This is a genomic window from Rhodanobacter aciditrophus, assembly GCF_042679525.1.
Taxonomy (GTDB): domain Bacteria; phylum Pseudomonadota; class Gammaproteobacteria; order Pseudomonadales; family Marinomonadaceae; genus Marinomonas; species Marinomonas aciditrophus.
On sequence record NZ_JBHTMN010000003.1, the window covers coordinates 156,192 to 168,977 of the forward strand.

Below are 12,786 nucleotides of genomic sequence, written 5' to 3' on the forward strand. Positions count from 1 at the left end.
AAAGCAATGAAGGTAAGTTTGAAAGCCTGTGATGTGGTGATTTTTGGTGGCGGTGGCGATTTGGCCATGCGCAAGCTTCTACCGGCTCTCTATCATTTGGACATGGACGGTCTGTTAGCGAAAAACACTCGCATTATTGGTGCCTCTCGTCGCGACATGAGCGCTGCAGATTATCAAGCAAAAGTACGTGCTGCGCTAGACGAATTCGTACCGAAAAGCATCGGTGACGAAAAGACTTGGCCACGCTTCAAAGAGCGCTTGAGCTATGTGTCTGTGGATGCCCAGCAAGAGTCAGATTTTGCCCGTTTCAACGATCACAATGTGGGTGAAGATGACAAAGATGTGGTGTTCTACCTAGCGACTTCTCCTGACCTTTTTGGCTCTATTTGTTCTTCATTGGCGAACAACGGCTTGAACCAAGAACGTATGCGTGTGGTACTTGAAAAACCACTGGGTCGTGACTTGACCTCTTCTCGCGCCATCAACGACGAAGTGACGCAAAACTTTGGCGAGAAGCAAATTTTCCGTATCGACCACTACCTTGGTAAAGAGACGGTTCAAAACTTGTTGGCGATCCGCTTCGGTAACACCTTGTTTGAACCTCTTTGGGACAGTGCGCACATTGATAACGTACAAATTACTGTGTCTGAAACTGTGGGTGTGGAAGGCCGCTGGGGCTACTACGACAAAGCCGGTGCCCTACGTGACATGGTGCAAAACCACCTTGTACAGTTGTTGTGTTTGGTGGCGATGGAGCCTCCTGGTCGCAACGATGCAGATTCTGTGCGAGATGAAAAAATCAAGGTACTGAAAGCCCTACGTCCAATCGAGGGTGCGAACGCCTACACGAAAACTGTCCGTGGTCAGTACGCTAAAGGCATGATCAATGGTAAAGAAGTACAAGGTTACTTCGACGAAGAAGGGTCTAACCCAGAGTCTCGTACAGAGACGTTTGTCGCTTTACGTGCAGACATCGACAACTGGCGTTGGGCTGGGGTGCCTTTCTACCTTCGTACTGGTAAGCGCCTTGGTCAGCGTTACTCTGAGATCGTAATTCAATACAAGTCTATTCCACACAGCATCTTTAATGATGAAAGCAATCGCCAGTTGCAGCGCAACCAGTTGGTGATCCGTCTTCAGCCAGAAGAGAAAATCTCTTTAACGGTTATGAATAAGGTGCCAGGAGCGGGTGAAGGTATGAACCTTCAACCAGTTGATTTGAACCTAAGTTTGAGTGAAGCCTTCCAGAACAAACGTAGTCCTGAGGCTTATGAGCGTCTATTGTTAGACGTAATGCGTGACGATGCTACTTTGTTCATGCGCTACGACGAAGTAGAAGCGGCTTGGAAATGGGTAGATGGCATCATGGGCGCATGGAATCAAACCAGTGAGCGACCAAAAGAGTATGCTTCCGGTTCTTGGGGACCTGCTGCATCCATGGCATTACCGATTAAAGATGGCCGTAACTGGCACGACTATTAAGTTTTAGGAGAAACGTATTATGGCAGCTTATACAGCCGCTCAAGTTATGACGGCAACCCCCGTTGTACCTGTGATCGTAGTGGACAGCGCAGAGCAAGCAGTGAATCTAGGTAAAGCCTTGGTTGCTGGCGGTGTTCCTGTGCTTGAAGTCACCATGCGTACCGAAGCTGCGTTAGAGGCCATCACGGCCCTACGCAAAGAAGTGCCTGATGCTATTGTGGGCGCAGGTACTGTATGTAGCCGTGAGCAGTACGTACAGGCGGTGGAAGCAGGGGCGCAGTTCATCATCAGCCCTGGGGCAACTCCTGATCTATTGAAAGTAGGTAAAGAGTACGACATTCCATACCTACCAGCGGTGGCGACCATCTCTGACATCCTATTGGGGATGGAGTACGGTTACGACCATTTCAAATTCTTCCCAGCGGAAGTTAATGGTGGCGTGAAAGCGTTGAAAGCGTTTGGTGGTCCATTGCCTCAGATCCGTTTCTGCCCTACTGGTGGGATCGGTGCGAGCAACTTCAAAGACTACCTAGCGCTAGATAATGTGCTATGTGTAGGTGGTTCTTGGATTGTGCCAACGGATCTTGTCCGTGCAGGTAAATGGGATGAGATTACTGAGTTAGCCAAATCTGTTCAGTAATCGTCCTGTTAGATAGATTTTAAAACGCCTCGCAAACTAAATTTTGCGGGGCGTTTTTGTTTGTATGGCCGAAATAATTGGCTTTAAATTATGAGCGTCGATAGTTGGGATTCACTATTAGAGCTTTTGTGGGATTCAGAGTTACACTAGCTTAACGCTCACAAATGAGCCCAGATCATAATAACAATGCCACCAGGAGGCCCTGTGAAGATCGCAATTTTGGACGATTATCAGGATGCAGTGAGAACTCTATCCTGTTTTGAGTTATTAAACGCTCATCAAGTGAGCGTCTTTAATGATACCTACCCTGAAGCAGACTTGATTTCGAAGCTGCAAGACATTGAAGCCCTTGTGTTGATCCGAGAGCGGACCGTGATTACCGAAAATCTACTTGCCAACTTGCCTAATTTAAAAGTCATTAGCCAAACAGGTAAGGTGAGTAATCATATTGATCCAGAAATGTGTGAGCAATATGGGGTTAAGGTGTTGGAAGGGCGTGGTTCTCCTGTAGCACCTTCTGAGTTGTGTTGGGCATTGATTATGTCTGCTTCTCGCCATTTAGATACCTATGGAGCACAACTACAACAAGGGAATTGGCAGTCCTCTCAAGGTCGTGGCTTAGGTCGCACTCTTAGTGGTCTGACGCTGGGGATTTGGGGCTACGGTAAAATTGGCCGACGTATTGCTCAATACGCCAAAGCGTTTGATCTGTCAGTGTTAGTTTGGGGCAGCGAAGGTTCGCGACAACAGGCTCAGGCGGATGGTTTTCAGGCGGCGGAGTCCAAAGAAGCATTTTTCGCCACAGCGGACATAGTGTCCTTACATCTGCGTTTAAATCAGGTGACGCAATACTGTGTCACGGCAGAGGATCTGCAGGCGATGAAACCGGACGCCTTGTTCGTTAACATCAGTCGTGCGGAATTGGTGGCACCTAATGCGCTGTTGGAGGTCATGACTGCTGAACCAAGCAAGATGGCGGCGATCGACGTGTATGTGAATGAGCCAGCCACCCCAGCTAATGAACCTTTATTGGCATTACCTAATGTGGTGGCAACGCCACATTTAGGCTATGTGGAGAAAAATAGCTATGAGCTCTACTTCCGCTTAGCCTTCGAAAACATCTTGGCATTTGAACAGGGCGCAGCTTAGGCGCCCTGAGTGTTCACCTGACCTGTTAGGCGAAGCGCTTTTGAAGGTATTGGATGATCTCGGAAGATTCGTATAGCCATTGGACCTTCCCGTCTTGTTCAATGCGTAGGCAAGGCACTTTTACTTTTCCACCTTGTTGCTCTAGTTCAGTACGGTATTGGGAGCCTTCTGATGCGCTGCGCTTCTCAATTGGAAGATTGAGTTTATACATGGCTCGGCGTGTTTTAATGCAGAACGGGCAAGCAAAGAATTGGTACAAGGCCATTTGATTGGCTTCAATGTTGACCGCTTGCTGTTGCTCTGGAGAGCGTTTTTGTTTTGTACCGCGAGTGAGGACATCTGCTAGAGCGATGATGCCCCCAAGCAGATTGCGAAGTAGTTTAATCATGAATTTCATAAAAGACCTGTGTTAACTAGGTGGATTCAGCTGAATGATGGTGGGCATTTTACCTACGGTAGGAAGCTTCCTCAATTGTTGAAATAATTACGACGGAATTAGGCATACACTATAGTCATTAGCTTTTGGTAATCTATTTGCCATGGGTATGATTTATTATCAGAAACGAATAGCGGCACGTTAATGTGTCTGTTTTTAAAACATGAGAAGGGAACGAACATGAAAGTATTGGCTTTTGCTGCAACGAACCACAAAGCATCCATTAACAAACAATTGGTCACCCATGCGGCAAATCTGCTTGCTGCAGACAAAGGTGCGGAAGTAGAAATTCTAGATATGAATGACTACGAATTGCCTTTGTACAGCATTGAACGCCAAACGGAGGATGGCATGCACCCATTGGCGCAGCAGTTCTTCGATAAGATTGGCGCGGCGGACGCAGTATTGATTTCGTTTGCTGAGCACAATGGTTCTTATGCCGCTGTATACAAGAACTTGTTCGATTGGGCGTCTCGTATCGACATGAAGGTCTACCAAGGCAAGCCAACCGTATTGCTATCTACTTCTCCTGGCTCTGCGGGAGCTAGCAACGTATTAGCTGGGGCGGTTAACTCAGCGGGCTTTTTTGCGATGGATTTAAAGGGCAGTTTATCTGTACCGTCTTTTAACGATAATTTTGATGTGGAAAAAGGCGAGCTGACTAATCCTGAGTTAGCGGCAGAATTGAAGAAAATCTTAGCAAGCGTATAAATACGGATTGCTAAAAAAGGGAGCCAATTGGCTCCCTTTTTTTGTGTATCAATGTATCAAGGAAAGATTAAAGGTTTTCTTCTGCGAACTCTGCCAGACGGCTACGTTCAATACCATTAACGTGCATGATGCTGGTGTATTTAAACCCTTTACAGCGTTCCACTAGGTACGTGAGACCTGAAGTGAGGGGGGTGATGTATTTGTTATCAATCTGTGCCAAGTTGCCAAGAACGATAATTTTGGAATTGGCGCCGATGCGGGTGACGATGGATTTAAGTTGAAATTGAGTGAGGCCTTGGGCTTCATCCACTATGATCAACGCATTATTAAAGGAGCGACCGCGCATAAAGTTTAGCGATTTGAACTGAATGTTGGCCTTTTGTTTTACGTAATCAATGGAGCTGACCGCATGCTCATCACTGCCATGGAGTACTTCTAAGTTGTCATCAAAGGCCGCCAACCATGGGGCCATTTTCTCTTCTTCCGTACCAGGCAAAAAGCCGATGTCTTCCGCAAGGGGCGGGGTAGATCGAGCGACAATGATTTTATTGAAGCGCTTTTCTTCCATGGTGACATGAAGGGCGTAGGCCAATGCTAATAGGGTTTTACCTGAGCCTGCTGGTCCTGTCATGACCATCATATCGCTGTTGTCATGGCGTAATAAGTAAAAGGCCATGGCCTGCTCTAAGTTGCGCGGTTGAATGCCCCAGAAGGACTGATGCATGAGACTCTGGCGATTAATGTCCAGTACATAGAGGTAAGTTTCATCAAGGTTAACGATAAAGCCTGTGAACTCCTCATCATCCACAATGAACATATTTAAATACAAGGTCGGTAATTCGTCTTTCTTGATCTTGTGAACCGTATGCGCTCCATGAGTTTCTGTATGGACATCTGTAATATGGCCCCAGAAAGTCCCTTCAATGTGGACATAACCCTTGTTCAGTAAGTCCACATCGTCGAGCACTTTGTCTTTACGGTAGTCTTCAACTCGCTCAAGGCCAGAGCCCTTGGCCTTAATGCGCATGTTAATGTCTTTGGTCACTAGGCAAACGGAGGCTCTTGGGGTGGTGGCTTGTAGGCTCAAGGCAACGTTGATAATACGGTTGTCATTGGCGTGGTGGTGATTGCCGTTAAGGAAGGGAACGTTGTCGAGCTGGGTGATTTGTTGGTCGGGGAACACCGCAAGGGTGCCGGTGGCTTTTTGTGCCTGTTCTGATTCTGGGGCATGGATAGGGACCCCTGATTGCAGCTCTTTCGGACTGGCATCACCGACCATTTTGTCGATGATGTTGATGGCAAGTCGTGCTTCTCGACTTACGTCTTTATCTCTTCTGTCTTTTATTTCATCAAGCTCCTCCAATACCGTCATGGGAATGACCACCTTGTGCTCGGCGAAGGAATAAATCGCCATTGGGTCGTGAAGTAATACATTGGTATCTAGAACATAGATTTTTTCCATAGTACTTCTCTCCTCTACATAGAGATAAATAATCCATTAGATGAGCGGGTCGTGGGAAGTGCGTAGGACGTAACAATGAGTTGGAAGTGTTCTGTTTAAGTTGTGGGTGAATGGTGCCAACAATGGCGCGAAGAAAGCTGTGAGAGGCAGGGCTCTCGATGGGGAAACTCTTTGCTTGGTCATTAACTACGTTTACTACCATATACGACAAGCTACTCTCTTTGAGTAATGAGCGTACTTTGAGTGTATGACAAAAATAGGGCGGATGGGAATAAAAAAAAGCCACCAGGTGCTGGTGGCTTTTTTGAGTGTTGGCTTTAGACGTTTGATTATTCGTCTAGGAAGCTACGTAAGTGTTCAGAACGGCTTGGGTGACGTAGTTTACGCAATGCCTTCGCTTCGATCTGACGAATACGCTCACGGGTAACATCGAACTGCTTACCGACTTCTTCAAGTGTGTGGTCAGTGTTCATATCGATACCGAAACGCATACGCAATACTTTTGCTTCACGGGCTGTCAGTCCTGCAAGCACCATGGTAGTAGACTCTTTCAAGCCTTCAATGGTGGCCGTATCGATTGGAGATTCTGCGCCATCGTCTTCGATGAAATCACCTAGGTGCGAATCTTCGTCGTCACCGATTGGGGTTTCCATAGAGATCGGCTCTTTGGCAATCTTCAATACTTTACGGATCTTGTCTTCTGGCATGTCCATGCGTACTGCCAATTCTTCCGGCGTTGCTTCACGGCCCATCTCTTGTAGCATTTGACGAGAGATACGGTTCAGCTTGTTGATCGTTTCGATCATGTGTACCGGAATACGGATAGTACGCGCTTGGTCTGCAATCGAACGTGTGATCGCCTGACGAATCCACCAAGTTGCATAAGTAGAGAACTTGTAACCACGGCGGTATTCAAACTTATCAACCGCTTTCATCAAACCGATGTTACCTTCTTGGATCAAATCCAAGAATTGTAGGCCACGGTTGGTGTACTTCTTCGCAATGGAGATAACCAAACGTAGGTTGGCTTCCACCATTTCTTTCTTCGCACGGCGAGCACGGGTCTCACCGATAGAGATGCGACGGTTAATTTCTTTTAGCTCAGGAATGCTTAAACCTGTGTCTTTAGAAATACCGCGAAGTTTACGTTGACAGCGGTTGAATTCAGCTTGGTTTTCTTCCAAACCAGCTGAGTAATTCGTGCCAGCATCGATGCGCTCTTGTAGCCATTCAGTGTTGGTTTCGTTGTTCGGGAAACGTTTCAAGAACTCAGTACGAGGCATGCCCGCTTTACGAACACACAATTGCATGATCAAACGCTCTTGCTCACGTAGCTTGTCCATACGTGAACGAACGCGGTCGATAAGATCTTCAAACAATTTCGGAGCCAGTTTAATTGGCGCAAACATAACGCTCAATTCTTCTTGCTTCTCAGAAACTTGCTTAGAGTCGCGACCATGCTTTTCGATCAAGACAAGAACTTCGTCATTTAGACGGCGGATTTCATTGAAACGTAAAGCTGTTTCTTCTGGGTCTGGGCCGCTTTCTGTCTCGTTCTCTTCTTCGCTAGAATCTTCGTCATCATCACTGTCTGAGTCAGATTCATCTGATTCCGTTTCTTCCGGTGTGTTGTCTTCTAGTTCTTCAAAGTAAGGCTCTTCGCCATCGCCATCAATGAAGCCGCTGAAAATGTCGCTCAAGCGGCCTTCTTCTTCGACGACACGGTCGTAGGTGTTGATCAATAGATCAACGGCACCTGGGAAGTAAGACAGGGCTGCCATAACTTCACGGGTACCTTCTTCGATACGTTTCGCGATTGCAATTTCACCAGCACGAGTTAGAAGCTCTACGGTACCCATTTCGCGCATGTACATACGCACAGGATCGGTGGTGCGGGTCACATCACCTTCTACAGCGGCTAGGGCTGCTGCAGCTTCTTCTGCTGCATCGTCATCGGTTGAATCGCCTTCTTCCATAAGAAGGTTTTCTTTATCGGGTGCGTATTCAGAAACCACGATGCCCATGTCGTTAATCATGGCAATGATTTCTTCAACCTGCTCCGGATCAGAAAGGTCATCAGGCAGATGGTCGTTAACTTCCGAGAAAGTTAAGTAACCTTGTTCTTTACCTTTGGCGATCAGCTCTTTAAGACGTGACTGTTGAGTGTCTGGCATTCGACAACCTATCATTTAGAAATTCGTTGGGAGTTTAGCAAGCGGCGGATTATAACAAAAATTCCGGATTTTATCCAGATATCCTACCTTTTTTTGGCCGAAAATTAGTCAATAATTATGACTTCTTCTTCCGTAGCTGCTCCATTAGAGCACGCAGTTCTTGCTGAGTTTCTGTACTGTTTATGGCGTCATTGCCTCGGGTTTTCAACCGTTGAATACTAGAATTTAATCCAAGTGCCTCAGTTTGTTCTTCAATCATGTCGAGAACCTCCTGTTTGGCATTGGTTATCTTCTGTTTAGTGGTGGCGTCCGGGTGATTTAACAAGCCGTAAATCGTATCCAGCAGTACTTGATTGCGCTCTTGATAAAGCAGGTGTCCAGTATTGTGCTCAGGGTACTTATTAAAATAACGCCAAACACGGCTAAAGGCTTGGCGGTCTGGGGTGTCTCCAGCCAAAAGGGGATCAGGCACATCAATGTCTCGGGCAATGGAGGGGTGCATCAACAAGCAAAGGGTAGCGTGTGCGATGCGGCTCAGGCCTGCTTGAAGAGGGGCAAAGGTCGGACCGTCGTCTTTCTGCCATTTTCCTTTGTTTTGCCACTTTCCTTTGCCTTTGAAGCTGCCTTTTGAGTCGAATCCCTGTTTCCCTTGATAACCCCCAGATTGATCCATGGGCATATCTTGGTAGGGCGCGTGTCCATCATCGTAACCGTGGGGCTCATAACCATCATCGTAGCCATAAGGTTCATAATCATGTGACACTTGCGGTGCATGATTTGAGTTGGTTTGCGGTGCTGCCGGATGACGTGGTGTTGGCGCATTGGCTGTCAGTGTTTCAGAGCTTAGTCCCGATTGGTCTGATAGTTGTTTCACTAGCAGGGAGCGAAGGGTGACTTCCTTGGGGATGCTTTGAATCAAAGCCATAGCATTCTGGGTAAACTGGGCTTCCCCTTCTTCGTCTCCAAGGGTGACAAGGGATCGTGCATGTTCAAACAAAACATGGGCCAATGACGAAGAATCGTCTAGACGCTCAAGAAATGCTTCTTTACCGGTTTTACGGACCAGTGAATCGGGATCTTCCCCTTCCGGTAGGAATAAAAAACGCACCTGTTTGCCATCTTGTATAACGGGCAGAGTGGCCTCTAGTCCTCTTATAGCGGCAGCGCGACCAGCTTTATCTCCATCGAAACAAAGAGTTACCTTATCCACTAACTTAAAGAGTTTCTTAAAGTGCTGACTGTTTACCGAGGTGCCAAGTGTGGCTACAGCATTGGTGATGCCATGTTGTGCCAGCACGATCACATCCATATAGCCTTCAACGACTATGATGTGATCCAGGGTGGTGGTGTTTTGTTTCGCCTCGTATAAACCGTAAAGTTCGAGGTTCTTATGAAAAACTGGGGTTTCTGGTGAGTTTAGATATTTGGGTTTTTCGTCACCAAATGCTCGGCCACCAAAAGCAATAACCCGCCCACGAGTATCGCGGATTGGAAACATGATGCGATCACGAAAACGGTCGTAATATTGCCCAGCTTGGTCTTTTTTCTCTATGAGCATGCCGCCCTGGAGTAGCTGCTCTTGCTGCTCGGCCCGAGGGCCGATGGCTTTGAGAAGGTTGTCCCAGCCTGGAGGGGCGAAGCCTAGGCCATAGACTTTCGCAATCTGACCCGATAAGCCTCGCTCTTTGGCCAGATAGTCTTTGGCCTTGTCTTTGTGTGAGCTTTCTAACAGCTGACGCTGGAAAAAAGTCGCACTTTCGCTGAGGCGTTTGAGTAGTTCGGCGTTTTGTTCATAACGATCTGGCGCACCTTGCTCTCGGGGCACTTCCATGCCAGCGTCTTTGGCAAGTACTTCAATGGCTTCCACAAAGTCTAGGTGATCATGCTCCATGACAAAAGAAATGGCGTTGCCACCAGCACCGCAGCCAAAGCAATAATAGAACTGCTTGTTCGGGTTTAAGCTAAAAGATGGCGTTTTTTCGTTATGAAAAGGGCATAAGGCAGAGTAATTTAAGCCCGTCTTTTTAACGGTGATGCGAGACGCAACCACATCGGTAATGTCAGTGCGAGCTAATAGCTCGTCGATGAACTGGTCTGGAATACGTCCCGCCATAAAGGTTGCCTTAGCCTAATAGGGCTTTTACTTGTTTGCTAACCACTGACATGTCGCCGCGGCCTTGAACTTGTGGCTTGACGATAGCCATCACTGCGCCCATTTGTTGCATGCTGGAAGCACCAGTTTCTTCAATGGCGGCTTTGACAATGGCTGTCACTTCTTCGTCACTCAGTGGCTGTGGAAGGAACTCAGCGATCACATCCATTTCTTTCTTTTCGGTTTCCGCTAGGTCTTCACGTCCGCCGTCCATAAATTGCTGATAAGAGTCTTTACGCTGCTTTACCATTTTGTCCAAAATGACCAGTACACGAGCATCATCAACATCGATACGTTCATCTACTTCAACGCGCTTAATTTCTGCTTGAATGGTACGCATGATAGTAACGCGCTCTTTCTCTTTGGCGCGCATAGATGTTTTGAGTGCATCGGAGATCTGCTTTTTCAGTTCTGACATCGTTGTCTTCCTCAAGGGTAATAATCGTTTTATTGAAGCAAAAAAAATCGGCTAGTTGTAGAACTAGCCGATTCTTATCGTAAAGCGTATATCTCTACGGCGTATTACAACTTGCTCTTAATGGAGCAAAATGTAGTCGCTTAGTACAAGCGTTGGAATTTCTTCTGCTCGCGAGATACTTTCTTAGCGTGACGCTTAACAGCAGCCGCTGCAGCGCGCTTGCGAAGAGTTGTTGGTTTTTCGTAGCACTCACGACGACGAACTTCAGCAAGGATACCTGCTTTTTCGCAAGAACGCTTGAAGCGACGTAGTGCAATGTCAAATGGCTCGTTATCTTTAACTTTAACTTGTGGCATATCTAATTACCTATAAATTTTTTACGTTTAGTAATCACAAAACGGCGCGAATCATACCGATTTTTTCATCATAAATACAATGGTACGAGCCGTAATGCGTGGCTGTAGTGTTGTATCTAAAGTTTGATTAAGTTGTCTCTTTAGATATTTAAGGTCTTTTTCTGGGGTGTCCCTGCCTGTAGCCTGTAGGGAGAGGGGGACGGTAAAAAATCACCTGCCTATTATTTAAACGATAAAAACGGGGCGCATTATAATGTAATGCCCATCATCTGTCCAACCCTTTGTATTTTTTATCGACTTAATAGACTGCCATCAACTTATGGATACGTTACAATAGGCCATAAATCTTACCGCGTAGGAATACCATGAAAGTTTTAGGTCTAGAGACGTCCTGTGACGAAACCGGAATCGCCATTTATGACACAGATAAAGGGCTACTCACCCACAAAATTTATACCCAGATCGCACAGCATGCGGAGTACGGTGGTGTGGTGCCTGAATTGGCCTCTCGCGACCATGTACGCAAAACTCTGCCACTGATTGAAGAAGTCTTAGCGGACGCGAATTTGAAGAAGTCAGATTTGGACGCTATTGCCTATACTTCAGGCCCAGGGCTGGTCGGAGCCCTAATGGCGGGTGCGACGATTGGTCGTTCTTTGGCTTACTCTTTAGGCATTCCGGCGTTAGGCGTGCACCATATGGAAGGTCATTTGTTGGCCCCTATGCTGGAAGAAAAGCAGCCTAAAATGCCATTCGTTGCCTTGCTGGTGTCTGGTGGACATACTCAGCTCGTGCGTGTGGATGCTATTGGTGAGTATAAGTTACTTGGGCAGTCTCTGGATGATGCGGCTGGGGAGGCTTTTGATAAAGCGGCAAAAATGATTGGTTTGCCGTACCCGGGTGGTCCATACATTGCGGCTTTGGCGCAAAAGGGAAATCCAGATGCAGGGATTAAATTTCCTCGCCCTATGACAGATCGCCCAGGGTTGGACTTTAGTTTTAGTGGCTTGAAAACGGCCTTTTTAACAGCTGTTCATGATGCTTTGGATAAAGAGGCTTTTAACGATCAGTTTCAAGGGGATGTGGCTTTGGCCTTTGAGCAAGCCATTGTCGATACCTTGGTGATCAAGTGTCGTCGTGCACTGGAGCAAGAAGGTCTAACCCAGTTGATTATTGCGGGGGGAGTCAGTGCCAATAAACGCTTGCAGTCTCAATTGGAAACTCAGCTAGCAAAAATCAACTCAAGTGTTTTTTACGCCCGTCCTGAATTCTGTACCGATAACGGCGCCATGATTGCCTATGCGGGTGCCCAGCGCTTGTTGGTTGGGCAGTCGTCGCCTCTGAATCTATCGATTCGTGCCCGCTGGCCCTTATCTGAATTGGAAAACGTAAATGGAGCAGCGCAATGATCTTGGATACCGTCTTTATTGAAGGGTTGCATACCCGTGCTGTGATTGGTGTGTACGAATGGGAAAAAGAGATTTGGCAAGATCTTGTCTTTGATATTGAAATGGAACACGATAATCGAGTGCCGGCTATGGACGATGATCTGAGTAAAACCCTAGATTACGAAGCCATTTCCAACGCCATCATCGAGTTTTGCCGCACGAAACAGTTTGAGCTTATTGAAACGTTGGCAGAACGCTTATGTGCACAGCTGATCGAAGTCTTTAATCTGACGACCATCACTATGACCTTAAGAAAGCCTGGGGCTGTGCCAGCAGCTCGTGCGGTAGGCGTAAAAATTCGCCGTACTGCATAAGGTCCTTTCAATTAGCGCCAGTTTTGGATTCCTTTGACTGGCGC

12 protein-coding genes are annotated in these 12,786 nt (G+C 47.0%); 6 read left to right on the forward strand and 6 right to left on the reverse strand.

The window, feature by feature from the left end; all coding sequences use genetic code 11:
• The first annotated feature begins 6 nt into the window (after window positions 1–6).
• The 3 genes from zwf (at window position 7) to ACFQ45_RS01440 (ending at window position 3,271) form a co-directional block, all read left to right on the forward strand.
• Complete coding sequence (zwf, locus tag ACFQ45_RS01430; protein WP_377364572.1) at window positions 7–1,482, forward strand: glucose-6-phosphate dehydrogenase; 1,476 nt, start codon at window positions 7–9, stop codon at window positions 1,480–1,482.
• A 19-nt stretch (window positions 1,483–1,501) separates the two neighbouring features.
• A complete protein-coding gene (locus ACFQ45_RS01435) occupies window positions 1,502–2,122 on the forward strand; it encodes a bifunctional 4-hydroxy-2-oxoglutarate aldolase/2-dehydro-3-deoxy-phosphogluconate aldolase (RefSeq protein WP_377364574.1) in 621 nt (206 codons plus the stop codon).
• A gap of 204 nt (window positions 2,123–2,326) precedes the next feature.
• Entirely contained in the window at window positions 2,327–3,271 is a 945-nt protein-coding gene (locus ACFQ45_RS01440) for a D-2-hydroxyacid dehydrogenase family protein (RefSeq protein ID WP_377364576.1), read from the forward strand.
• 25 nt (window positions 3,272–3,296) lie between these two features.
• Here the strand turns inward: ACFQ45_RS01440 and ACFQ45_RS01445 are convergent, their stop codons facing one another.
• Complete coding sequence (locus ACFQ45_RS01445; protein WP_377364578.1) at window positions 3,297–3,659, reverse strand: glutathione S-transferase N-terminal domain-containing protein; 363 nt, start codon at window positions 3,657–3,659, stop codon at window positions 3,297–3,299.
• 228 nt (window positions 3,660–3,887) lie between these two features.
• On the opposite strand from ACFQ45_RS01445, the gene ACFQ45_RS01450 reads away from it, so the two are divergent.
• Window positions 3,888–4,418, forward strand: a complete 531-nt coding sequence (locus ACFQ45_RS01450) for an NADPH-dependent FMN reductase (RefSeq protein ID WP_377364580.1) — start codon at window positions 3,888–3,890, stop codon at window positions 4,416–4,418.
• A 67-nt stretch (window positions 4,419–4,485) separates the two neighbouring features.
• Here the strand turns inward: ACFQ45_RS01450 and ACFQ45_RS01455 are convergent, their stop codons facing one another.
• The 5 genes from ACFQ45_RS01455 to rpsU form a co-directional block, all read right to left on the reverse strand.
• Complete coding sequence (locus ACFQ45_RS01455; protein ID WP_377364582.1) at window positions 4,486–5,880, reverse strand: PhoH family protein; 1,395 nt, start codon at window positions 5,878–5,880, stop codon at window positions 4,486–4,488.
• A gap of 329 nt (window positions 5,881–6,209) precedes the next feature.
• Window positions 6,210–8,054 (reverse strand): RNA polymerase sigma factor RpoD, encoded by a 1,845-nt coding sequence (gene rpoD, locus ACFQ45_RS01460; protein WP_377364584.1) that lies wholly within the window; start codon window positions 8,052–8,054, stop codon window positions 6,210–6,212.
• Between the two features lie 115 nt (window positions 8,055–8,169).
• Entirely contained in the window at window positions 8,170–10,167 is a 1,998-nt protein-coding gene (gene dnaG / locus ACFQ45_RS01465) for a DNA primase (protein WP_377364586.1), read from the reverse strand.
• A 10-nt stretch (window positions 10,168–10,177) separates the two neighbouring features.
• On the reverse strand, window positions 10,178–10,624 hold the full coding sequence (locus ACFQ45_RS01470) for a GatB/YqeY domain-containing protein (protein ID WP_377364588.1): 447 nt from the start codon (window positions 10,622–10,624) through the stop codon (window positions 10,178–10,180).
• A 140-nt stretch (window positions 10,625–10,764) separates the two neighbouring features.
• Window positions 10,765–10,980, reverse strand: a complete 216-nt coding sequence (gene rpsU / locus ACFQ45_RS01475) for a 30S ribosomal protein S21 (protein ID WP_377364590.1) — start codon at window positions 10,978–10,980, stop codon at window positions 10,765–10,767.
• A 365-nt stretch (window positions 10,981–11,345) separates the two neighbouring features.
• Between rpsU and tsaD the strand changes: the two genes are divergently transcribed.
• Entirely contained in the window at window positions 11,346–12,389 is a 1,044-nt protein-coding gene (tsaD, locus tag ACFQ45_RS01480; protein WP_377364592.1) for a tRNA (adenosine(37)-N6)-threonylcarbamoyltransferase complex transferase subunit TsaD, read from the forward strand.
• Window positions 12,386–12,742, forward strand: coding sequence for a dihydroneopterin aldolase (gene folB / locus ACFQ45_RS01485; RefSeq protein WP_377364594.1), 357 nt, complete (start codon window positions 12,386–12,388; stop codon window positions 12,740–12,742). Before tsaD ends, folB begins: the two co-directional genes overlap by 4 nt.
• The last annotated feature ends 44 nt before the right edge of the window (window positions 12,743–12,786 follow it).

Bases quoted from the DNA above. Each gene is read 5' to 3' on its own strand.
- ACFQ45_RS01435 (WP_377364574.1), top strand. From the start codon at position 1,502: ATGGCAGCTTATACAGCCGCTCAAGTTATGACGGCAACCCCCGTTGTA.
- folB (WP_377364594.1), top strand. From the start codon at position 12,386: ATGATCTTGGATACCGTCTTTATTGAAGGGTTGCATACCCGTGCTGTG.
- dnaG (WP_377364586.1), bottom strand. From the start codon at position 10,167: ATGGCGGGACGTATTCCAGACCAGTTCATCGACGAGCTATTAGCTCGC.
- rpsU (WP_377364590.1), bottom strand. From the start codon at position 10,980: ATGCCACAAGTTAAAGTTAAAGATAACGAGCCATTTGACATTGCACTA.
- ACFQ45_RS01455 (WP_377364582.1), bottom strand. From the start codon at position 5,880: ATGGAAAAAATCTATGTTCTAGATACCAATGTATTACTTCACGACCCA.
- tsaD (WP_377364592.1), top strand. From the start codon at position 11,346: ATGAAAGTTTTAGGTCTAGAGACGTCCTGTGACGAAACCGGAATCGCC.
- ACFQ45_RS01470 (WP_377364588.1), bottom strand. From the start codon at position 10,624: ATGTCAGAACTGAAAAAGCAGATCTCCGATGCACTCAAAACATCTATG.
- ACFQ45_RS01445 (WP_377364578.1), bottom strand. From the start codon at position 3,659: ATGATTAAACTACTTCGCAATCTGCTTGGGGGCATCATCGCTCTAGCA.
- rpoD (WP_377364584.1), bottom strand. From the start codon at position 8,054: ATGCCAGACACTCAACAGTCACGTCTTAAAGAGCTGATCGCCAAAGGT.
- ACFQ45_RS01450 (WP_377364580.1), top strand. From the start codon at position 3,888: ATGAAAGTATTGGCTTTTGCTGCAACGAACCACAAAGCATCCATTAAC.
- zwf (WP_377364572.1), top strand. From the start codon at position 7: ATGAAGGTAAGTTTGAAAGCCTGTGATGTGGTGATTTTTGGTGGCGGT.